The organism is Xanthomonas sp. WHRI 6106 (assembly GCF_040202405.1).
Classification (GTDB): domain Bacteria; phylum Pseudomonadota; class Gammaproteobacteria; order Xanthomonadales; family Xanthomonadaceae; genus Xanthomonas; species Xanthomonas cannabis.
On the sequence record NZ_JBEGFC010000001.1, the window covers coordinates 524,988 to 544,835 of the forward strand.

The window sequence follows — 19,848 nt, forward strand, 5'->3', positions numbered from 1 at the left end:
GCGCCTTCGAGTCAGCTATCGGCGTTGCCTGAGCGAACTTGAGAACAGGTTTGCCAGGCCGCGCGGGCGGTCACAGCGTGGATTCATTTTCACGCAGGCGCGGCGTCGCGCTGGTCACACTGGGCAAACACTTACTGCCAGGCGCAGACCACGATGGAGGCAGCGACAGTGCACGCCGTACACGAACCGGGTCAGCAGCAATTCGTTGTAGACACCGATGGACAACGTGCCGAGCTGATCTATGACCGCGACGGCACGCGCATGACCATTACGCACACGTTGGTCCCGGACGCGATCGCAGGGCGAGGCATTGCCGCCACGCTGGTCGAGGCCGCTTTGAACTTCGCGCGCGAAGACGGGCTGACGGTGGTGCCGGCTTGCAGCTACGCCGCAGCGTATGTCCGCCGACACCAACAATTTCAGGATCTGCTGGCCTGAGTGCCGGCAGCGGATGGTTCGATCAGGGGAGCAGGTGGGAATGGGGCGGTTGCTTGCAGTAAATGGTGTACGGGGCCTGCTGTTGCTGGCGCTGTTGGCGGGTTGTACCCAGCGCGAACCCGCCACGCCCGAACCCGCCGAACCGGCGGCCGATGCGGCCGCGAGCGCAACGCCCGCGCAGGAGCCTTTGCTGGTGCAGAGCGGCCCGCTGGAAGATGTGATCGAGCAAACGCCTGCCTACATGGTGGGCATCAGCTACCCGCGTGGGCTGGATGCGTATCCGGAACTGACCGCACTGATCCGCAACTATGCAAATGCCGCCCGCGGCGAGTTGATGGAGGCGGTGTCCGGCTTGGGTAACGACAAGCCTGCAGCGCCTTACGAGCTGTCGCTGGCTTTCGAAACGCTCGTGCAGACGGCCGATCTGATCGTCGTCTCCGCCGATGGCAGCCGCTACACCGGCGGCGCACACGGCGACCCCTTGGTGGCCCGCTTTGTGTGGTTGGTCAAGGAGCGCAGGCAATTGACGGCGCAGGCCATGGTTCCCGATCCGGCGGGCTGGGAAAAGATCGGCCGCGACGTCGCCGCGCAGCTGCATGCCGCCGCAACCCAGCGCGTGGAAGCCGATCGTGTACCGGTGGAAGAACAGGCCGAGCAGGTGGCCTCTGCCGATCGCATGATTGCCGAGGGCACTGCCGCGCAGGTGGACAACTTCGCGCAGTTCGTGCCGGTGTTGAATGCCACCGGGCAGATCGCTGCAGTGCGCTTCGTGTTTCCGCCGTATCAGGTTGGCCCTTATTCGGATGGCACACAAACGGCCGAGGTGGCTGCATCTACACTCTTGCCGTGGGTCGCGCCGGAATATGCACATCTTTTCGCTCACTGAGCCGTTGCCCTGCAACCGATGTGATTGAATGGCCTGGCCATTCAGTAATGTAATCAAACGGGTGATATGAGCAGTTTCGATCAAACCGCGAACCGCGTGGACCACACCTGCGCGCGCTATCCAGCCTTTCCGCGGGAGCCGGCTGTCCTGGTGAGGTTGATCAAGCATCTCTACAAGCGCCTGCACACGCAGAGTTGCGTGCGGCTCAAGCCCTATGGGATCAGTCCGCCGGAGTACGAGATCCTGATGATGTTGTACGGCACGCCGGAGCAGGCGATCACACCGACCGAAGTGGCCGAGGCGGCCAGCGAAAAGCCTGCCAACATCACGCGCCTGACCGACCAGCTGTGCGAGAAGGGATTGATCGCGCGCGGCAACAGCCCGGACGATCGACGCAAGATCGTGCTGACCCTGCAGCCGGCAGGCCTGGCGCTGATCGAAAGCCTGCTGCCCGACGCATGTACGTTGTTGCATGCAGAAACCGCAGGCATGAGCGAACCCGAACAGGTACGCCTGGAAAAGCTGTTGAAGAAGTTGCTCGATGGAGTGGACGCAGTCGAGCTCTGATCAGGCAGCGTCGCGTTCGCACCCGACATCGCCAGAAACGACAACGCCGCCCGGATCGCTCCGGGCGGCGTCGTTGCCTATGCAGCGGCCATTACGGCTTGGACTGCGGCGCTTCCGGGGTGGCGCCATCGCCGCCTTGCGCGCTCAGGCCACGCTTTTCGAGCAGTGGCTCGATCTGCGGTGCATGGCCGGCAAAGTTCTGGAATAGCTCCATCGCATCCACGCTGCCGCCGCGCGAGAGCAGGGTCTTGCGGAAGCGATCGCCGTTGGCGCGGCTCAGCCCGCCGTGCTGCTTGAACCACTGCTGGGTGTTGGCATCGAGCACTTCCGACCAGATGTAGGCGTAATAGCCGGCCGCGTAACCGCCCATGATGTGGCTGAAATACGGGGTCTTGTAGCGCGGCGGCACCGGCGGATAGGCGATACCGTCCTGCTGCAGTGCCTTGGCCTCGAACGCCATCACGCCGGCGGCGTCCGGCACCTGGTTGGCGCTGACCTGATGCCAGTTCTGGTCCAGCATCGCCGCACCCAGATACTCGGTGGTAGCAAAGCCCTGGTTGAACTTGGACGCGGCGATCACCTTGTCCAGCAGCGCCTGCGGCATCGGCGTGCCGTTCTGATAATGCTTGGCGTAGTTCTTCAGGATCGACGGCTCGTCGGCCCACATCTCGTTGACCTGCGAGGGAAACTCGACGAAGTCACGCGGCACGCTGGTGCCGGAGAAATACGGGTATTTGACGTCGGAGAACATGCCGTGCAGCGCATGCCCGAACTCATGGAACATGGTGGTCACCTCGTCCCAGGTCAGCAGGGTCGGCTGGCCAGCCGGCGGCTTGGGAATGTTGAGGTGGTTGGCCACCACCGGCTTGAACCCGGTCAGCTCGGACTGCGACACGTAGGAGTTCATCCAGGCGCCACCACGCTTGGATTCGCGCGCATACATGTCGGCAATGAAGATCGCCAGCTGCTTGCCGTCGGCATCGAATACGTCATAGACGGTGATGTCGTCGCGATAGGTGGGCAGGTCGGTGCGCTGCTTGAAGGTCAGGCCGTATTCCTGGTTGGCCGCATAGAACACGCCGTTTTCCAGCACGTTCTTCAGCTCGAAATACGGCTTGAGCTGCGACTCGTCGAAGTTGTACTTGGCCTGGCGTACCTTCTCGCTGTAGTAGGCCCAATCCCAGGCTTCCAGTTTGAACGTGGGCTTGCGCGCGGCCTTTTGTTCCTTGTCGATCATCGCCTGCAGATCGGCGGCTTCGCGCTTGGCGTTGGCCACGGCGGCCGGTGCCAGCTTGCCGAGCATCGCGTTGACCGCTTCGGGCGTCTTGGCGGTCTGGTTTTCCAGCGAGTAGGCGGCATAGGTGGGGAAGCCGAGCAGCTTGGCCTTGTCGGCGCGCAGCTTCATGATGCGCGACACCAGCGCGGTGTTGTCGTACTGGCCGCCATGGCTGCCGCGCGATACCGAGGCGTCGTAGATCCTCTTGCGCAGCTCGCGGTTCTTCAACTGGGTCAGCGGTGGCTGGCCGGTCGTGTTGAGCAGGGCGATCACATACTTGCCGTCGAGCTTGCGCGCCTTGGCGGCTTCGGCGGCAGCGGCAATCTGCTCCTCGGACAGCCCGTCGAGCTGCTTGACGTCATCGACGACCACCGCAGCGGCATTCACCTCGGCCAGCACGTTCTGGCTGAAGGTAGTGCCCAGGTTGGCCAGCTCGGCGTTCATCGCCTTGAGCGTGGTCTTGTCCGCGTCCGACAGCTTGGCGCCATCGCGCACGAAATCGCTGTAGTACTTCTCGACCAGGCGCACGCCTTGCGCGTCCAGGCCCAGCTTGGCACGTTGGTCGTACAGGCTCTGGATGCGTGCGAACAGCTTGCCGTTGAGCGAAATCGCATCGCGGTGCGCAGCGAACTTCGCCGAATAGTCGGCCTGCAACTTCTTGCGTGCGTCGTTGGTGTCGGCACCGACCAGGTTGAAGAACACCGTGGTGGCGCGATCCAGCGTGGCGCCGCTCTTTTCCAGCGCAACGATGGTGTTGTCGAAGCTCGGCTTGGCCTTCTGGTTGGCGATCTTGTCCACTTCCTTCAGTTGCTCGGCCATGCCGGCGTCGAAGGCGGGGGCGAAGTCGCTGTCGGTGATCTTGTCGAACTGCGGGTAATGCAGCGGCAGCGTGCTGTCGGCAAAGAAGGGGTTGGCCTGGGTGGCGGCCTGCGTGGTGGCGGGGGCGGCGATGCTGTAGGAGGGCATGGCAAGTCCCAGGGAAGCGGCCAGGGCAAAGGCGAGACGGGTGGTCAAGAGGATGGCTCCAAAGTGCGAACCGCCGAGGCTACCCCAGCCGGGCAGGACAGGCGTGTGACAAAAGGCATGGCCGGCAGGGCCATTGCGCAGTCACTGACGGACGCGGCCGGTTTGAGCCCGCTGGCCAGTCGACGTGATCGCAGGCTCGGCGCCTGGTTGGCGCTGCCGGACCGCGCTCGCAAGGGCGCTGTGCCGGGGCGGCAATCAGTATGCACGCGCCGCAACGCGGTGCGGACCCTGTACTGGTCGGGCGATGACGTGCTAGAGGCTGTGTTCGCTCGCCGGGCTTGTCTGGTGTGGCTGCTCGGGCGCCGATGCGGATCTGCTGAAAGGCCGACACAGGTGCACGGCCCCGCCATCGCGGCGCCGTGCTTCGCACTTGCAAGGGAAGCGCCGAGCCGTCCGTGCCGCTGCCGTGCTGCACAGCCACAGCTGCGCTACGCTGCCGCTTCCCTGCGCATCCGAGCACGCCATGAGCGACCTTGCCACGTTTGAATTCACCGACCTGGACGGTCGCACCCAATCGATGCGCGACTACGTCGGCAGCGTGGTGCTGGTGGTCAATGTCGCGTCCAAATGTGGGTTTACCCCGCAGTACGCGGGCTTGCAGGCGCTGTGGCAGCGGTATCGCGAACGTGGGTTGGTGGTGATCGGCTTTCCGTGCGATCAGTTCGGGCATCAGGAACCTGGCGATGCGGCGCAGATCCGCCAGTTTTGTTCGCTGGATTACGCAGTGGATTTTCCGCTGTCGTCGAAGATCGAGGTCAACGGCAACGGCGCGCATCCGCTGTGGCAATGGCTCAAGCGCGAACAACGCGGCGTGCTCGGGTCCGAGGCGGTCAAGTGGAATTTCACCAAGTTCCTGATCGGCCGCGACGGCCACGTGCTGGAGCGCTATGCGCCAACCACCAAGCCGGAGGCCCTGGCCGCGGACATCGAGCGCGCATTAGTTGAACCGTAGGAGCGCACCTGGGCGCGATGAGGCATTACCGGGAACGCTTCATCGCGCCCGGGTGCGCTCCTACGACCGTGCATGCGGCGTCGCGGCTGCGTAAACGCCGCATCGCGCTGACGTCTCACGCGCGTCGCATCACTTCTCGACGAACGCGCGCTCGAACACGTAATGCCCTGGCGTGCCGATGCGCGGCGAGGTCTGGAAGCCACGTGCATCCAGCAGGGTGCGCAGATCGGCCAGCATCTGCGGGCTGCCGCAGATCATGAAGCGGTCGTTGGCCGGATCCAGGGTCGGCAGACCCAGGGTCTGCTGCATGCGGCCATCGGCCATCAGCTCGGTCAGACGGCCCTGATTGGCGAAGGTTTCGCGGGTCACCGCCGGGTAGTACAGCAGCTTGTCGCGCAGCAGGTCGCCAAGGAATTCGTGCTGCGGCAGCTCGCGTTCGAAGTAGTCGCGATAGGCCAGATCCTGCACGAAACGCACGCCCTGGGTCAGGATCACCTTGTCGAAACGCTCGTAGGTTTCCGGGTCCTTGATGATCGACAGCCACGGCGCCAGGCCGGTGCCGGTGCCCAGCAGGTACAGGTTGCGGCCGGGATGCAGGTCGCTGATCAGCAGCGTGCCGGTGGGCTTCTTGCCGACCAGCACCTTGTCGCCCGGCTGGATGTGTTGCAGGCGCGAGGTCAACGGGCCGTCCGGCACCTTGATGCTGAAGAACTCCAGATGTTCTTCCCAATTGGCGCTGGCGATCGAGTAGGCCCGCAACAGCGGGCGGGTCTCGGTCTCCAGCCCGATCATCACGAACTGCCCGTTCTCGAAGCGGAAACCGGCATCGCGGGTGGTGGTGAAGCTGAAGTAGGCATCGGTCCAGTGACGGACCTCAAGCACCGTTTCGGCGCCGAAAGCGGAAGACATACCGGTGAGTGTCGTGGGAGGAATACCCGGCAATTCTACCTCAAGCCAGCCAAATGAGATGAACTCTCATTTGGCTGGCCGGGATTCGTGAGTCGGGATTGGGGATTCGCAAGAGCAGATCCTGGGTTCTGGAGTCATAGGGGCTTGCGGATGAACCGGCAGCTCTTACCAATCCCCAATCCCGACTCCCGAATCCCGGCCTCATCGATACCCCGCCGCCTGCAGCTCGAACAGCTCCGCATAACGCCCGCCCTGCGCCATCAGCTCGGCATGGGTGCCGGCCGCTTCGATGCGGCCGGCGGCCAGCACCAGGATGCGGTCGGCCATGCGCACGCTGGAGAAGCGGTGCGAGATCAGCACCGCGGTGCGGTTGTCCGACAGCTCCTTGAAGCGCTGGAACACCTCGAACTCGCTGCGCGCATCCAGTGCGGCGGTGGGTTCGTCCAGGATCATCAGCTGCGCATCACGCATGTAGGCGCGCGCAATCGCGATCTTCTGCCACTGGCCCCCGGACAGGTCCACGCTGTTCTTGAAACGGCGTCCGATCAGCTGCTCGTAGCGCTCGGGTAGGCTGTCGATCAGCGCGCCGGCCATCGCGCGCTGCGCAGCCGCACGGATGCGCGGCGCATCGTCCATTGCCTCGACCTGGCCGACGCCGATGTTCTCGCCCACGCTCAGGTGATAGCGCACGAAATCCTGGAAGATCACCCCCAGGTTGGCGCGCACATCGTCCAGGTCGTAGTCGCGCAGGTCCTGGCCATCGAGCAGGATGCGGCCCTCGTCGGGGTCGTACAGCCGCGCCAGCAGCTTGACCAGGGTGGTCTTGCCGGCGCCGTTTTCGCCAACCAGCGCCAGCACTTCGCCGGCACGCAGTTCGAAATCCAGATGCCGCACCGTCCACTGCTCGGCATCCGGGTAGCGGAAGCCCACGTCCTCGAACACGAAGCCCTGGCGGATCGGGCGCGGCACCGGCAGCGCGTTCGGGCGCGAGCGGATCTCCGGCACGATGTTGAAGAACGAGTACAGATCGTCCAGATACAAGGCCTGGCCGGCGACCTGCGAAAAGCCGATCAACAATCCTTCCAGCAACTGGCGCAGGCGCAGGAAGCTGCCGGCCAGGAAGGTCAGGTCGCCGATGCTGAAATCGCCGCGCACCGTGCGCCAGGCGATGTAGCCATAGGCCATGTAGTAGCCCAGCGTGCCCAATGCCGCCAGCAGCGCACCCCACAACGCACGCTTGCGCGCCAGTGCGCGGTTGGCCTGGAAGAACTTGTCGGCCAGCCGACGGTAGCGCGCGATCAGGAAGCGGTGCAGGTTGAGGATCTTGACTTCCTTGGCCGTCTCCACGCTGGCGCCGACCTGGCGCAGGTAATCGAGCTGGCGCCGCTCCGGCGTCCACTGGAAGTTGAGCGAATAGCCCAGCGCATTGAAGTGCGCTTCGCCGATGAAGGCCGGGATCAGCGCCACCGCCAGCAGCACGATCAACCACGGCGCATACACCACCAGGCCCACCGCCAGGCTGATCACGGTGATGGCGTCCTGCACCTGGCCGAACAACTGGCTCATCAGGTTCATGCGGTTCATGGTCTGGCGCCGCGCGCGATCCAGCTTGTCCTGCCGGTCGGGGTCTTCGAAATCCTCCAGATCCAGCTGCGCGGCGTGCTCCATCAGGCGCACGCTGGCGGCGTTGTTGAACAATTCCGACAGCAGCGCATCGGCGTAGCCGACCAGCCGGCCGAGCAGGTCCGAGCCGACCGCCAGCGCCAGTTCCAGCGCCAGCAGTTCCAGCAGGCGGTTCAGACGGCCGCTGCCCAAGGCCTGGGCGAACGACTCGAATGCCGGCGGCTGGCCGACCAGGTGGATCGCCTCGTCGATGATCAATTTGCCGATATACAGCGAGGCCACCGGCATCAACGCGCGCAGCACGCGCAGGCCGATGCTGCTTGCGCTCAGCCAACGGCTGGTCTGCCAGATCTGGCGCAGGAACGGTGGCAGGTTGCGCAGCGCATCCAGGCGTTCGCGCAGGGTAGGGCCGGTACGGGGAGCGGCGGGCGCAGAGGCGCCGGAACGGGAAGCTGACATCGTATGAGTGTGCAGCGCTTCGCGTCGGCGCGGGGTGTTGGAGTACTCGCCGGGCAGGACCCGCCCTGCCGCTGGCCGACAAGCTGCACGGTCAGCGCAATGCCTCGGCCAGCCGCAACAGCAGTGTCGACACCGCCTGCGGGTCGAGCGGGGCCGCGGCGGCCCGCAGGCGCGTTTCTGCAGTGGCGACGATGCCGGAGGCCTTTTTCAGGGCGGCGCGGCCTTTGGACGTGAGTTCGGTCTTCTGTACGCGGCCGTGCTCAGGATGCGGCATGCGTGCGATGAAATCGGCGCGTTCGAGCGTTACCAAAATCGCCTGCATGGTCTGCGGGGTCACGAACGCGCGCCGGGCGAGGGCAGCGTTCGATGCGCCCGGCTCGCCTTTCAAATAGGTGAGCACCGCATATTGGGGCGTGGTCAGGCCGATGTTGCGCAGGTCGGTATCCATGCGCGTGCGCAGGGCCTGCTGTGCCAGCTTCAACGCATAGCCAATAGTGGCGTATGGGTCGCTCATCTGCGGCTCACTTCCGGGATCTGGCATATCAGTGCCCTTACATAATTGTCAGTGTGCTGATATTTTAGGCCTTCCCAATCGCAGTGCGTCCAGCCATGCCCCATCTAATAGGCCCCGACTTCGTCGGCATTCAAACCCCGGATCTTGACGCAGCACGCAGCTTCTACACCGAGGTGGTCGGGCTCACGCCTGCGGCCCACAGCCCACCGGGCGCGGTGGTGTTCGACAGCCGGCCGATCCCGTTTGCCATCCGCACGCCGGTGGCCGAGCTGACCAACACCGACCGGCTGGGCGAGGGCATCGCGCTCTGGTTCGGCTGCGATGATGCCGACGCCTTGCATGCGCATCTTGCCGACCACGGCATAGACATCGCGTTTGCGCCAAAGGACGGGCCATTTGGCCGGTATTTCGCGTTCCGCGATCCGTTCGGCTACACCATCACCGCTCACAATGTGGCGCACGGCTGAGCACGCGCGGTTGGCGCGACCAGAGCATCACTGCGTGTTTTGCAGCGTGTGCCAACCGAGCAGGCGGGCAGAGTTGCGGCCTGGCATGGCGCGCGTGGCAGTACCGCGGTGAGGCGGCCATTGCGGTCCGCACTCCCTGCGTCACCGTGCCATCCCGCTACCCGGCAAGCCGCAACGCATGCTTCGGTCAATCGTTTCCATAGACGCCACATCCGGCTGCGCCCGCGGTTTGCTCTAAAATGCCCGCATTGCCCCCCGCCAGCCGTAGAGCCAGCCGTGACCTCGATCAAGCAGGAAGACCTCATCCAGTCCGTCGCCGATGCGCTGCAGTACATCAGCTACTACCACCCGGTCGACTACATCAAGAATCTGTCCGCTGCCTATGAGCGCGAGGAATCGCCGGCCGCCAAGGACGCCATTGCGCAGATCCTGATCAATTCGCGCATGTGCGCCGAAGGCCACCGCCCGATTTGCCAGGACACCGGCATCGTCACCGTGTTCCTGGAAATCGGCATGAACGTACGCTGGGACGACGCCACCATGGGCGTGGAAGACATGGTCAACGAAGGCGTGCGCCGCGCCTACAACCACCCCGACAACAAGCTGCGCGCCAGCGTGCTGGCCGACCCGGCCGGCAAGCGCGCCAATACCCGCGACAACACCCCGGCGGTGGTCAACACCAAGATCGTGCCCGGCCACCATGTCGAGGTGATCGTCGCGGCCAAGGGCGGCGGTTCGGAAGCCAAGAGCAAGTTCGCCATGCTCAATCCGTCCGATTCCATCGTCGATTGGGTGCTCAAGACGGTGCCGACCATGGGCGCCGGCTGGTGCCCGCCGGGCATGCTCGGTATCGGCATCGGCGGCACCGCCGAAAAGGCGATGCTGCTGGCCAAGGAGGCGCTGATGGAACCGATCGACATCGTCGACCTGCAGGCGCGTGGTGCCTCCAACCGCGCCGAAGAGCTGCGCCTGGAGTTGTACGAAAAGGTCAACGCGCTCGGCATCGGCGCGCAGGGCCTGGGCGGCCTGACCACCGTGCTGGACATCAAGGTCAAGGATTACCCGACCCATGCCGCCAACCTGCCGGTGGCGCTGATCCCCAACTGCGCGGCCACCCGCCACGCGCATTTCACCCTGGACGGCAGCGGCCCGGTGATGCTGGACCCGCCGTCGCTGGAAGACTGGCCCAAGCTCACCTACAACCCGACCAATGCGCGCCGGGTGAACCTGGACACCATCACCCGCGAAGAGGTCGCCAGCTTCAAGCCGGGCGAGGTGATCCTGCTCAACGGCAAGCTGCTGACCGGCCGCGACGCCGCGCACAAGCGCATGATCGACATGCTCAACCGCGGCGAATCGCTGCCGGTGGATTTCACCAACCGCTTCATCTACTACGTCGGCCCGGTCGACCCGGTGCGCGACGAAGTGGTGGGCCCGGCCGGCCCGACCACCGCCACCCGCATGGACAAGTTCACCCGCCAGATGCTCGAACAGACCGGGTTGCTGGGCATGGTCGGCAAGTCCGAGCGCGGCGACGCCGCCATCGATGCGATCCGCGACAATAAGGCCGTCTACCTGATGGCGGTCGGCGGCTCGGCGTACCTGGTGTCCAAGGCGATCAAGGCCGCGCGCGTTCTGGCGTTTGAAGATCTTGGCATGGAGGCGATCTACGAATTCGAGGTCAAGGACATGCCGGTCACCGTGGCGGTGGACTCCAGCGGCGAGTCGGTGCACAAGACCGGCCCGCGGCTATGGCAGTCGCGGATCGGCAAGATTCCGGTCGTGGTCGAGTAAGCACCGCCAGGAAGCGGCCATGCGCACCGCATTGCCGCTTCCGCCGGTATGCCCCCGCATGGGGCTGACTGTCGTTGCGAACATGTGTGTGTGACGCTGCGTTCGCATCGATGCGACCGCAGCGGGCATGACGCGGATTCGCCATCACCGCAGGCGTACCGCCAGGCCGGAAGCGGCTATGCTCGACCTTCGATTGCCGATGTCCAGGGAGAACAGGAATGCTCCGACGTCTGTGCCTGATCATGGCGCTGTGCGCCAGTGTTGACGCAGCCGCGCAGCAAAAGGCCGCGCCCACGGTGCTGTTTCCTTCGGGCAACTACTCGCCGCCGCCCACCGCACCGGCGCCGTTCGCCGAACCCACGCCACTCGAACCGAGCGCGACCTCGACACGCTTCAGCGGGCCGACGGCGGGCGAACGCTGCATCACCCAGTGCAACGACAGTGCCAGGCAGTGTCGTGCCAACCGCCCAAGCGAGAGCAGCTGCCGCGCGTCGATAGCGCCACGGGGAAAGCGCTGCGACGACGCGCAAAACCCGGCGCAGCGGGCCAACTGCATGGCGCAGGTCTTCGATTGCAGCCAGCAGAGCGACGACAGCCGCTGCGAACCGCGCAAGCTTGCCTGCCTGCGTGCCTGTACCGACAACAGCGGCCAATGAACATCGCAGGCGGCTGTCGTGTGCGTGTGGACGGCGCGCAGGTGTCGCCTCGAATGGACCAATCGCACCGACGGCGGACGCCGGCAACGCCTGCCCGATGATCGCCCCTTCGTTTCGTGACCTCAGCTGACCTCATCTCACCCGGGAATCCGCATGACCACCACGCTGTACCACACCCCCAGCACCGCCGCCCTGGTCGTGCATTGGCTGCTGATCGAACTGGATGTTGCCCACGTGCTGCATCCACTGGATTTCGAGCGTGGCGAGCATAAACAAGCCGATTACCTGGCACTCAATCCCGCCGGCGTGGTGCCGACCCTGGTGCTGGATGGACAGGTCCTGACCGAGGCGGCAGCGATCGTGCTGCACCTGGCCGACCTTTATCCGCAGGCCGGGCTGGCACCTCCGGTGGGCACCCCGGAGCGTGCGGCCTATTACAAGTGGATGTTCTTCTGCGCCAATACCCTGCAGCCGGCCTACCGCGCCTGGTTCTACCCGCACGAACCGGCCGGCGCCGCCCACACCGACAGCGCGCAGGCACAGGCGCGCGAGAAGGTGGAAACCGCCTGGGCCCAGGTCGACACGCATCTGCAGGCGGGCGGGCCCTACCTGCTCGGGAACACGCTGTCGGCTGCCGATTTCATGCTGACCATGATGATGCGCTGGTCGCGCAACATGCCGCGGCCGAGCGACACCTGGCCGGCCCTCAAAGCGCATGCGCAGTGTATGAAAGCGCGCCCCGCGTTTCAGGAAACCTATCGCCGCGAGGGCCTGGCGGACTGGACCTGAACCGGCGGCACGCGGCTGCGAACTCCTGTGCGCATAACCCCGGCCGGAGCGGTTTTGTCACGCTTGCCACATAGTACGATCGCGACACCAACCAGAGAGCAGGGGCTCGTCCATGTCGCATTCCGCATCCCGTCGAAAATTGCTGCAGGGCGCCTGTTGCGCACCGATCGCCGCCGCTGCCGGCTCGCTCCCGTTCGCGGTGCGCGCGGCGCCATCGAAAAAGACCGACCTGACCGCCGAGCAGGCACTGCAGGTCCTGCGCGACGGCAATGCCGCCTTCGTCGAGAACCGCCCCAAGAAGGTGATCTCCGACAGCAAGCGCCGGCTGGAGCTGGCCTTGGGCCAGACCCCGTTCGTGATCCTGGTGTCGTGCTCGGACTCGCGGGTTCCGCCGGAGCTGCTGTTCGGCCGTGGGCTCGGTGAAATGTTCATCGTCCGCAACGCCGGTAACACCGTGGACACCACCGCGCTGGGCTCGATCGAATATGCAGTGAGCCAGCTGGGCGTACCGCTGGTGGTGGTGATGGGGCACGAGAGCTGCGGCGCCGTGGCAGCAGCGGTATCGGTAGTGGAGCAGAACGCGTTCTTCCCGGGTGCCATCGGCGCCATGATCGAGCCCATCGTCCCGGCGGTGCTGACCGCCAAGAGCAAGGGTGGCGATGATCTGCTGGGCGCGTCGGTGAAGGCCAACGTCAAGCGCACCGTCGATCGCCTGCGCGCTGCCTCCGAACCTGCGTTGCTCGAACCCCTGCGCGCCGGTGCCTGCAAGGTCGTGGGTGCCTATTACACGCTGAAAGACGGCAAGGTGGATTTCTTCGACGTGTGATCCGCCGGCCTGCGGCACGCGATGCACGCTGCACGGCTGTGCCGCCTGCATCGTGTAAGCCGCTGTCATCGGCAATGCATGACTGCGCCATGCAGACGCAAAAAAAAAGCCGGCAGCAATGCCGGCTTTTCGCGTTGCGTTTCGCGCGTGCGACAGGGCTGCAGCCGCGCGGCCCTGCATTCAATCGCGTGCGGTGCGCCGCCCGGGCGCACCGCCAGGACTCAGAACCACTCCAGCAACGACACGCCCAGGCCGATGTAGGTGGCCTTGTGGTTGTAGTCGATCAGGCTTTCGCCGTAGCCGTCGAACACCTGCACATGGCCACGCAGCAGGTTGGTGATCGGAAAGCCGTAATCCAGCTGCACCGAACCGTGCGAACGGTCGCCGCCGCGCAGCGAATGGCGTGCGATCAAGGCGAATTCGTGGCCGTCCTTGTTGTAGACCAGGGTGGCATCGCCACGGCCCATGTAATCCTCGATGTCGGGATTATTGTCGTCGGCGCGGTCTTCCTTGATGCGGAACCACGGACGCAGGCTGAGTGCCCAATTCTCGCGATCCAGCCCGAAATTGAGGATCACCCGGTTCCAGGAGCGCGACAGCGGATCGGCGCGGCCGTTGGACATGTGATTGAGGCTGATGCCGCTCATGCGGCCCTTCCAGCCGAAGATGCTGTAGTTGTTGCGGAACACCAGCATCGCTTCGGGTTCGTAGTTGGTTTCGCGGAACGGGCGCGAGGCATCGGAGTTGTACGCCTGCCAGCGCGAACTCTGGGTGTACCCCATCCAGATGTCCCCATTGTCGCCAAACAGGTCTTCGGCCACCTTGGTCTTGAAGCTGAGCTGGAACTTCAGCTCCGCGCTGTCCAGCTGTTGCGGCGTATTGACCGAGTTGGCAGGGTTGGGCGACTGCGGGGTGCGGTTGCTGTCGCTGGTCCAGAACGCCGGCAGCAGGTAGACCGGCTTGTAGCCGCGCAACTGAAACGTGCCCAGCTTGGAATCCTTGGCAAGCTCCCAGCGGCTGTCCAGCAGCGAGCCACGCCCGGCATTGGCAACGGCTTCTTCCTTCGACGGGTCCTGGCCGTCGGCACGGAAGAAATCGCCCACCCGGCTGAGCTTGCGGGCGTCATCCGGCTTGTCGGCCTGCTTGGCCAGTTGCGCTGCGGCATCTGCCTCCTGCACGGCCTGCGGGGTATGGCCCAGGGCCTGGTCGTAGCAGGCCAGGCGCGCCGCGTCCGAGGTCATCGAGGTGCAGGCCTGCGGTGAAGCCGGTTGCGGGGCGATTTCCTGCGCCTGCGCCAGCGGCGCAGCGGCCAGGGCGATCAGCATCAAAGGGCGGGTGCGGTGCTTGGACATGGTCAGTCTGGCCGAGGTGTTGCGCCAGGCAGGCGCAGAGATGTGTAGCTTAATGGTCGCGTCTGCATACGCGATGTGTACACGGCCATAACATTCGTCGGTGCGATGTGGCATCGCACGCGGTGTTGCGTCTTGCCAGGATGCGTGGACACGCCGCCACGGTCGGATGGACGCCGGCAGTGGGCAGCGCGGCTGCCAGCACGGCGCTTGCCAGGCATGTCATCGCCGCAGCCGGTCAGGCGTGGCGAGTAGACGTTTGCCGAACCGCTGCAGCGATCGCCAGGCGCTAGAAGAACCAGGCGATCGCAAACACGCCGAGCATGCACAGCCCCAATGCCAGTTTGGTCGCCGCGCCGAGCATGATGCCCAGCCAGGTACCGACGCCGACCTTGGTGGCCTGGCCGCTCTTGCGGGTCTGGTAGTACTCGCCAAGCCAGGCCCCGGCAAACGGCCCGACGAACAACCCGATCGGCATGAAGAAGATGCCGGCGATGGCGCCGATCACCGAGCCCCACAGCGCCGTCTTGCTGGCGCCCACGCGCTGGGCACCGTAGGCGGTCGCCAGAAAATCGATCAGGAAGGAGCCGGCCGTGATCAAGCCCAGGATCACCAGCGCAATCCACCCCACATGAGTGAAGCCATCGGCCCAGGCGGCGACCAGCAGCCCGGCAAATACCAGCGGCAGGCCGGGCAGGGCAGGCAGGATCACCCCGGCCAGGCCGATCAGCACGAGCGCTCCGGCCAACACGTAGTAAACGACGGTGGTGTCCATGATGGTTTAGAAATGTCCTATTTCAGGCTTGACAAAAATGCGCAAGGGGTGCTTGAAAATTCGTTTTGCGCGGGTTAAGTTGCAGCCGCTGCTGTTTGCAAAGGTCACCGTGAATCGTGGCCTGATGCGGTAGATCGTTCGATCCGCTACATCCATGTACCTCGCTTCCTCCTTGCAATCACAGCCACCACCGCCAGTCCATCACAGTGTCGTAGGGAGTCAGTCGAGATGTCCAACATCGAACGCGAGAATGGTGTCGTGAAGTGGTTCAACGATGCCAAGGGCTTTGGGTTCATCAGCCGCGAAAATGGCGAGGACGTGTTCGTCCATTTCCGCGCGATCCAGATCCAGGGCTTCAAGAGTCTCAAGGAGGGGCAGAAGGTCAGCTTTACCGTCGTGCAGGGTCAGAAAGGTCTGCAGGCCGACGCGGTGCAGGTGGTCTAAGCGCCACAGCGTGCCAGCACGTTGCACGGACAGCAGAAAGGCCCGTCACCGGGCCTTTCTGCTGTCTGCCGCCTGGAGACCTGCGCCGGTCAGCGCAGCACCACGCGGCCGTTGACCACGCGCACGTAGGCGTTTTCGCGGACACCCGCCAGATCGCGCTGGTTCACCACGATCACCCGGCCATCGTCCATGCGCACCTGCACGTCGAAGCTGTCGCTGGTGACGTTGTTCTGGATGGCGTTGCCGGCAAGCGCGCCGGCGGCGGCACCGGCCACGGCCGACACGTTCTTGTTGCCCTTGCTGCCGCCGGTTTCCTTGGAAATCTGGCGGCCGGCGACGGCACCGACAATGCCGCCAAGCACGGCACCGGTGCCGGTCGGCGCGGTGCGGGTCGGGCCCACCGCGTCGATGCGGGTGACGATGCCGCAATCAACGCAGCGCGGCGCCGGCTGCGAATAGCCCTGATCGTAACCGCGGTCGCCGCGATAGCTGCCGTACTGGGGCTGGGAGGTGGCGCAACCGACCAGGGTTGCCGTTGCAGCCAGGCCGATAACGAGCAGTCGGGTCTTCATGAGGTGTCTCCGGATGGTTCTGAAGGCGGTCGGGGCCGCGGCGATGTCATCCTGGGATGGTCCAGGTGAACAGTCTGCCAACTGCATCACTCCAGGCTTAACGAAACCCGAGCGCCCTATTCATCGAAAGTCACGGTGACAGGCATCGCAGGCGTGGGCGATGTGCATTCCCGATTCGGCAACTGCCGCGCAGTCGGTGGCCGGCGCGGGTTGCGCGCGGTCCAGTGTCGCGCGCAGCGCGTCGGCATGTTCGACGAAGCGGCGGTCCTCGCCGAGGTTTCCGAATGCGGGCTCCAGTTCGTCGGCGAGCAGGCGTAGCGAGCGCAACCGCGCGCGTTGCTGCGCCAGGGTGCAGGTTGCAGTGGGCGGCGCTTGCAGGGCGCGCAGTTGGTAGGCCATGACCTGCATCAGGCTGCCCGGGACCGGGTCGCGTCTGGCCTGCAGCACACGCGCCACCATCACCGTGGCCACCAGTCCGATCAATCCCCCCAGGACCAGCATGAAGCCGTAACGCGCCGTGCGCGATTGATTGGGAGGGGAGTCGGTCATGACGCGTGCTCCGGCAGCGAGGTCTGGCGTTGGGCGGACGCGCGGTGGATGGCACGCGTAAAATAGGGTGATGAAAGCACAATGGCGTGAACGCTTTGCCGGTATCGACCGGCTATACGGGGTCGGCACGGTAGAGCGCCTGGCCGCCTGTCGCGTGGCGGTGGTCGGCATGGGCGGGGTGGGATCGTGGGTGGTGGAAGCGCTGGCGCGTACCGGCGTCGGCCACATCCGCCTGATCGATGCCGACGACCTGTGCGTGTCCAACACCAACCGGCAATTGCCGGCGCTGGCCGGGCAGTACGGACGCAACAAGGCGCGCGCGATGGCCGAGCGTTGCATGGCGATCAACCCGGAGATCGAGGCCGATGCGGTGGAGGCGTTTCTCACTTCCGGCAATATCGAAACGCTGCTGGGCGATGGGTTCGATCTGGTGATCGATGCCTGCGACAGTTTCCGGGTCAAGGTGGAAACCATCGCCTGGTGCCGCCGACGCAAGCTGCCGTTGCTGACCGTCGGCGCCGCCGGCGGGCGTACCGATCCCACCCTGGTGCGCGTGCGCGATGTCTCGCGGACCGAACACGATGCGATGCTGGCGCTGATCCGCAAGAAGCTGCGCAGCGAGTTCAATTTCCCCAAGAATGCGCAGCGCTACTTCGGCGTGCCGGCGGTGTACTCGCTGGAAAACGTCAAGTATCCGCAAGCCGACGGCAGCGTGTGCGGGATTCGCCCCCAGCTCGATGCCGACGCCACCCTCAAGCTGGACTGCGGCGCCGGGCTGGGGGCAGCTACCCACATCACCGGCACCTTCGCATTCGTGGCAGTGGGCAAGGCGTTGGAGATGTTACTCAAGCCCAGGACCACCGCGTCCAAGCCGGTGGCCGAGGCTGCAGCGGCGCCGTGAGCATCAGCGGCGTTGCGGCAGTGCGCTGCGCGGACCAGGCCAGGCCGGCAAACCGAACAGGCGGCACGCGTTGGCCGTGGTCTGCTCGGCAATGACGGCGGCATCTTCGCCCCGCAGCTGCGCGATGCAGTCCAGCACCGTGCGCAGCAATGCCGGCTCGTTGCGCTGGCCGCGGATGCTGGCGTCGGGCTGATCCGGTGCGTCGGTTTCCAGCAGCAGCTGTTGCAGCGGCATGCGTGCGGCAAGGCCGCGCAGGCGATTGGCGCGCGGGTAGGTGACCGGGCCGCCCAGGCCGATCAGGAAATCCAGTTTCCATAACTGCTGCGCCTGCTCGGGGCTGCCGGCAAAGCTATGCACCACGCCACGTAGGCCACCGACTGCCTTGATGCGGGCGATGACTTCTTCGGTGGCCCGGCGTGCATGCACGATCACCGGCAGGTCGAAGCGCTTGGCCAGGCGCAATTGCCCATCGAAATAGTCGCGCTGCGCGCCTGCGTCCAGGCCGTCCAGATAGAAATCCAGACCGCACTCGCCGATGGCGCAGGGGCGCTCGCGCGTGATCCACTCGGCCAGCAGCTCCAGATGGCCGGGCTGGTGCTGGCCTAGAAAGATCGGGTGCAGGCCGTAGGCCGGATGCAGTCCCGGCGCCTGGGAACAGGCCTCGCGCAGGCCCGGCCAGCTGGCGGCAGTGATCGCCGGCACCACCTGCTGCAGGATGCCGGCCGCGCGTGCGCGCGCAATCACCTCGGCGCGGTCATGATCGAATTCGCTCGCGTCCAGATGGCAGTGGCTGTCGATCAGCTGCATCAGTCGCGGCGCACCGATGCCGGCAGCGGCGCCTTCCGGGTTTTCCAGTTCGCCAGCAGCAGCGTGGTCAGCCCGAACAGCAGTTCGTCCACAAATGGCACGACATCCGGCACCAGCACATCCACCACAAACAGCGTAGCTGCCAGCTTGAACAATGTGGGGTACCGCAGCCTGGCCGCCCATTCCAGGGCACGTGCAGTGAGAGGATTTCGCATGCGAGAGCTCCGCCTGTTAGATGTGCATGAAGTAACCGCTAGCTGAACTTAACCGAGTCGTTCATGAGCGAGGGCGTTTTCGTTCAGGGTTCACATGCTGGAATCACGCCGTCAACAACGCGGTGCGTCCGCAGGGAGCTGGTGATGAAGAGCAATACGACAACTATACTGGTCGCTGCTGGTGCCTTGCTGGTTGGAGGCGTGGCTACGGCCGCCTTCATGAATAATCGTCCGTCGTCGGGCGACTTCGTGGCAAACGGCCAACCGGCGCCGCGCGGCCTGGAATACGCCGACGTGGTTCGGGTGGCTCCGATCACCCAGCGCGAACCGCAGTACGCCCAGGTCATCAACAGCAACGCCATCCGTGAAACCACCACCAGCTCTTCGCCGCGCGAAGTGTGCCGCGACGTCGTGGTGCAGGAGCGCCTGCCCGAGCGCGACGGCAACGTCGGCGGCACCGTGGCCGGCGCGGTCATCGGTGGCCTGCTCGGTAACCAGGTCGGTGGCGGCAACGGCCGCAAGCTGGCCACGGCCGCAGGTGCGGTGGGCGGCGGCTTCATCGGCAACCGCGTGGACCGCAACCATGTCGGCGGCCGCGTGGTGGATCGCACCGAGCGCCAGTGCCACACCGAAAATGCCAACTCCTCGTCTTCGCGCGTGGTTGGGTATGACGTGACCTACCGCAATGCCGATGGCACCACCGGCACCATGCGCATGGACAACAAGCCGGGCGAGCGCATTTCGCTGGGCGATGCCGACAACGTGGTGGCCTACGACGTGACGTATCGCTACGACGGGTTCGAAAAGACCGTGCGCATGAACGACAAGCCGGCGAGCGATCGCCTCGCGGTCGTCGATGGTCAGTTGGTGACCCAGACCGCCTCGACCGCGGGAGACGCGGGCATCCGTCAGGACGGCATGAGCAGCCGCCAGTGATGGGCTGAGCCGCCTGCGTCAACGAGAGCCGGCATCGCCGGCTCTTTTTTTGCCCGCGCCCCTGCGCAACGAGGCCGCGTACGCCCAGCAACTGACGGATACTTGCCACAACTCCCTG

At 65.1% G+C, this 19,848-nt stretch carries 22 protein-coding genes; 12 read left to right on the forward strand and 10 right to left on the reverse strand.

The annotated features are described in order from the left end of the window. Positions 1-153: 153 nt before the first annotated feature. The 3 genes from ABQZ09_RS02335 to ABQZ09_RS02345 all read left to right on the forward strand — a co-directional run bounded on the left by ABQZ09_RS02335 (position 154) and on the right by ABQZ09_RS02345 (position 1,891). On the forward strand, positions 154-438 hold the full coding sequence (locus tag ABQZ09_RS02335) for a GNAT family N-acetyltransferase (RefSeq protein ID WP_349776019.1): 285 nt from the start codon (positions 154-156) through the stop codon (positions 436-438). Between the two features lie 40 nt (positions 439-478). Beyond that, positions 479-1,324, forward strand: coding sequence for a DUF3298 and DUF4163 domain-containing protein (locus ABQZ09_RS02340; RefSeq protein WP_039414470.1), 846 nt, complete (start codon positions 479-481; stop codon positions 1,322-1,324). A 66-nt stretch (positions 1,325-1,390) separates the two neighbouring features. Next, positions 1,391-1,891 (forward strand): MarR family winged helix-turn-helix transcriptional regulator, encoded by a 501-nt coding sequence (locus ABQZ09_RS02345; protein ID WP_039414474.1) that lies wholly within the window; start codon positions 1,391-1,393, stop codon positions 1,889-1,891. A gap of 91 nt (positions 1,892-1,982) precedes the next feature. On the opposite strand, the gene ABQZ09_RS02350 is transcribed toward ABQZ09_RS02345, so the two are convergent. Further along, the gene (locus ABQZ09_RS02350; RefSeq protein ID WP_184552202.1) at positions 1,983-4,181 is read right to left on the reverse strand and encodes a M3 family metallopeptidase; all 2,199 of its coding nucleotides are present in this window, start codon (positions 4,179-4,181) and stop codon (positions 1,983-1,985) included. Between the two features lie 475 nt (positions 4,182-4,656). Between ABQZ09_RS02350 and ABQZ09_RS02355 the strand changes: the two genes are divergently transcribed. Then, positions 4,657-5,145 carry a glutathione peroxidase gene (locus tag ABQZ09_RS02355; RefSeq protein WP_039414480.1) on the forward strand — a complete coding sequence of 163 codons (489 nt, stop codon included), beginning with the start codon at positions 4,657-4,659 and terminating at the stop codon, positions 5,143-5,145. A gap of 129 nt (positions 5,146-5,274) precedes the next feature. Here ABQZ09_RS02355 and ABQZ09_RS02360 read toward each other — a convergent pair whose 3' ends face one another. The 3 genes from ABQZ09_RS02360 to ABQZ09_RS02370 form a co-directional block, all read right to left on the reverse strand. After that, positions 5,275-6,054 carry a ferredoxin--NADP reductase gene (locus ABQZ09_RS02360; RefSeq protein ID WP_039414483.1) on the reverse strand — a complete coding sequence of 260 codons (780 nt, stop codon included), beginning with the start codon at positions 6,052-6,054 and terminating at the stop codon, positions 5,275-5,277. Between the two features lie 201 nt (positions 6,055-6,255). Then, complete coding sequence (locus ABQZ09_RS02365) at positions 6,256-8,136, reverse strand: ABC transporter ATP-binding protein (RefSeq protein ID WP_349776020.1); 1,881 nt, start codon at positions 8,134-8,136, stop codon at positions 6,256-6,258. A gap of 91 nt (positions 8,137-8,227) precedes the next feature. Further along, positions 8,228-8,617 (reverse strand): MarR family winged helix-turn-helix transcriptional regulator, encoded by a 390-nt coding sequence (locus ABQZ09_RS02370; RefSeq protein ID WP_349776021.1) that lies wholly within the window; start codon positions 8,615-8,617, stop codon positions 8,228-8,230. 128 nt (positions 8,618-8,745) lie between these two features. Between ABQZ09_RS02370 and ABQZ09_RS02375 the strand changes: the two genes are divergently transcribed. The 5 genes from ABQZ09_RS02375 to ABQZ09_RS02395 all read left to right on the forward strand — a co-directional run bounded on the left by ABQZ09_RS02375 (position 8,746) and on the right by ABQZ09_RS02395 (position 13,182). After that, positions 8,746-9,117: a VOC family protein gene (locus tag ABQZ09_RS02375; protein WP_228313673.1), complete on the forward strand. Its 372-nt coding sequence runs from the start codon at positions 8,746-8,748 to the stop codon at positions 9,115-9,117. 276 nt (positions 9,118-9,393) lie between these two features. Next, entirely contained in the window at positions 9,394-10,911 is a 1,518-nt protein-coding gene (locus ABQZ09_RS02380) for a fumarate hydratase (protein ID WP_184552192.1), read from the forward strand. 218 nt (positions 10,912-11,129) lie between these two features. Next, positions 11,130-11,567, forward strand: coding sequence for a hypothetical protein (locus ABQZ09_RS02385; RefSeq protein ID WP_349776022.1), 438 nt, complete (start codon positions 11,130-11,132; stop codon positions 11,565-11,567). 153 nt (positions 11,568-11,720) lie between these two features. Further along, positions 11,721-12,356: a glutathione S-transferase family protein gene (locus ABQZ09_RS02390; protein ID WP_349776023.1), complete on the forward strand. Its 636-nt coding sequence runs from the start codon at positions 11,721-11,723 to the stop codon at positions 12,354-12,356. Positions 12,357-12,468: 112 nt separating this feature from the next. Then, complete coding sequence (locus ABQZ09_RS02395) at positions 12,469-13,182, forward strand: carbonic anhydrase (RefSeq protein ID WP_039403438.1); 714 nt, start codon at positions 12,469-12,471, stop codon at positions 13,180-13,182. Between the two features lie 221 nt (positions 13,183-13,403). On the opposite strand, the gene ABQZ09_RS02400 is transcribed toward ABQZ09_RS02395, so the two are convergent. Both ABQZ09_RS02400 and ABQZ09_RS02405 read right to left on the reverse strand, forming a co-directional pair. Beyond that, positions 13,404-14,534 (reverse strand): phospholipase A, encoded by a 1,131-nt coding sequence (locus ABQZ09_RS02400; RefSeq protein WP_349776024.1) that lies wholly within the window; start codon positions 14,532-14,534, stop codon positions 13,404-13,406. Positions 14,535-14,820: 286 nt separating this feature from the next. Beyond that, on the reverse strand, positions 14,821-15,306 hold the full coding sequence (locus ABQZ09_RS02405) for a DUF456 domain-containing protein (RefSeq protein ID WP_039403432.1): 486 nt from the start codon (positions 15,304-15,306) through the stop codon (positions 14,821-14,823). Between the two features lie 228 nt (positions 15,307-15,534). Between ABQZ09_RS02405 and ABQZ09_RS02410 the strand changes: the two genes are divergently transcribed. Beyond that, positions 15,535-15,750, forward strand: a complete 216-nt coding sequence (locus tag ABQZ09_RS02410; RefSeq protein ID WP_003483561.1) for a cold-shock protein — start codon at positions 15,535-15,537, stop codon at positions 15,748-15,750. 89 nt (positions 15,751-15,839) lie between these two features. Here the strand turns inward: ABQZ09_RS02410 and ABQZ09_RS02415 are convergent, their stop codons facing one another. Together ABQZ09_RS02415 and ABQZ09_RS02420 are read right to left on the reverse strand one after the other, a co-directional pair. Then, positions 15,840-16,322 carry a glycine zipper 2TM domain-containing protein gene (locus ABQZ09_RS02415; RefSeq protein WP_039403373.1) on the reverse strand — a complete coding sequence of 161 codons (483 nt, stop codon included), beginning with the start codon at positions 16,320-16,322 and terminating at the stop codon, positions 15,840-15,842. 120 nt (positions 16,323-16,442) lie between these two features. Continuing rightward, positions 16,443-16,871 (reverse strand): hypothetical protein, encoded by a 429-nt coding sequence (locus tag ABQZ09_RS02420; protein WP_349776025.1) that lies wholly within the window; start codon positions 16,869-16,871, stop codon positions 16,443-16,445. A 70-nt stretch (positions 16,872-16,941) separates the two neighbouring features. On the opposite strand from ABQZ09_RS02420, the gene ABQZ09_RS02425 reads away from it, so the two are divergent. Beyond that, entirely contained in the window at positions 16,942-17,772 is an 831-nt protein-coding gene (locus tag ABQZ09_RS02425; protein ID WP_228333039.1) for a tRNA threonylcarbamoyladenosine dehydratase, read from the forward strand. A gap of 3 nt (positions 17,773-17,775) precedes the next feature. Here the strand turns inward: ABQZ09_RS02425 and ABQZ09_RS02430 are convergent, their stop codons facing one another. Continuing rightward, positions 17,776-18,579 carry a TatD family hydrolase gene (locus tag ABQZ09_RS02430; RefSeq protein ID WP_349776026.1) on the reverse strand — a complete coding sequence of 268 codons (804 nt, stop codon included), beginning with the start codon at positions 18,577-18,579 and terminating at the stop codon, positions 17,776-17,778. Then, complete coding sequence (locus ABQZ09_RS02435) at positions 18,579-18,794, reverse strand: DUF6116 family protein (protein ID WP_184552176.1); 216 nt, start codon at positions 18,792-18,794, stop codon at positions 18,579-18,581. The genes ABQZ09_RS02430 and ABQZ09_RS02435 overlap by 1 nt, the downstream gene beginning before the upstream one ends. Positions 18,795-18,938: 144 nt before the next feature. On the opposite strand from ABQZ09_RS02435, the gene ABQZ09_RS02440 reads away from it, so the two are divergent. Then, the gene (locus ABQZ09_RS02440; protein ID WP_039403357.1) at positions 18,939-19,730 is read left to right on the forward strand and encodes a glycine zipper 2TM domain-containing protein; all 792 of its coding nucleotides are present in this window, start codon (positions 18,939-18,941) and stop codon (positions 19,728-19,730) included. Positions 19,731-19,848 lie beyond the last annotated feature (118 nt).

Bases quoted from the DNA above. Each gene is read 5' to 3' on its own strand.
- ABQZ09_RS02335 (WP_349776019.1), top strand. From the start codon at position 154: ATGGAGGCAGCGACAGTGCACGCCGTACACGAACCGGGTCAGCAGCAA.
- ABQZ09_RS02340 (WP_039414470.1), top strand. From the start codon at position 479: ATGGGGCGGTTGCTTGCAGTAAATGGTGTACGGGGCCTGCTGTTGCTG.
- ABQZ09_RS02345 (WP_039414474.1), top strand. From the start codon at position 1,391: ATGAGCAGTTTCGATCAAACCGCGAACCGCGTGGACCACACCTGCGCG.
- ABQZ09_RS02355 (WP_039414480.1), top strand. From the start codon at position 4,657: ATGAGCGACCTTGCCACGTTTGAATTCACCGACCTGGACGGTCGCACC.
- ABQZ09_RS02360 (WP_039414483.1), bottom strand. From the start codon at position 6,054: ATGTCTTCCGCTTTCGGCGCCGAAACGGTGCTTGAGGTCCGTCACTGG.
- ABQZ09_RS02365 (WP_349776020.1), bottom strand. From the start codon at position 8,136: ATGTCAGCTTCCCGTTCCGGCGCCTCTGCGCCCGCCGCTCCCCGTACC.
- ABQZ09_RS02375 (WP_228313673.1), top strand. From the start codon at position 8,746: ATGCCCCATCTAATAGGCCCCGACTTCGTCGGCATTCAAACCCCGGAT.
- ABQZ09_RS02385 (WP_349776022.1), top strand. From the start codon at position 11,130: ATGCTCCGACGTCTGTGCCTGATCATGGCGCTGTGCGCCAGTGTTGAC.
- ABQZ09_RS02390 (WP_349776023.1), top strand. From the start codon at position 11,721: ATGACCACCACGCTGTACCACACCCCCAGCACCGCCGCCCTGGTCGTG.
- ABQZ09_RS02395 (WP_039403438.1), top strand. From the start codon at position 12,469: ATGTCGCATTCCGCATCCCGTCGAAAATTGCTGCAGGGCGCCTGTTGC.
- ABQZ09_RS02400 (WP_349776024.1), bottom strand. From the start codon at position 14,534: ATGTCCAAGCACCGCACCCGCCCTTTGATGCTGATCGCCCTGGCCGCT.
- ABQZ09_RS02405 (WP_039403432.1), bottom strand. From the start codon at position 15,306: ATGGACACCACCGTCGTTTACTACGTGTTGGCCGGAGCGCTCGTGCTG.
- ABQZ09_RS02410 (WP_003483561.1), top strand. From the start codon at position 15,535: ATGTCCAACATCGAACGCGAGAATGGTGTCGTGAAGTGGTTCAACGAT.
- ABQZ09_RS02415 (WP_039403373.1), bottom strand. From the start codon at position 16,322: ATGAAGACCCGACTGCTCGTTATCGGCCTGGCTGCAACGGCAACCCTG.
- ABQZ09_RS02420 (WP_349776025.1), bottom strand. From the start codon at position 16,871: ATGACCGACTCCCCTCCCAATCAATCGCGCACGGCGCGTTACGGCTTC.
- ABQZ09_RS02425 (WP_228333039.1), top strand. From the start codon at position 16,942: ATGAAAGCACAATGGCGTGAACGCTTTGCCGGTATCGACCGGCTATAC.
- ABQZ09_RS02430 (WP_349776026.1), bottom strand. From the start codon at position 18,579: ATGCAGCTGATCGACAGCCACTGCCATCTGGACGCGAGCGAATTCGAT.
- ABQZ09_RS02435 (WP_184552176.1), bottom strand. From the start codon at position 18,794: ATGCGAAATCCTCTCACTGCACGTGCCCTGGAATGGGCGGCCAGGCTG.
- ABQZ09_RS02440 (WP_039403357.1), top strand. From the start codon at position 18,939: ATGAAGAGCAATACGACAACTATACTGGTCGCTGCTGGTGCCTTGCTG.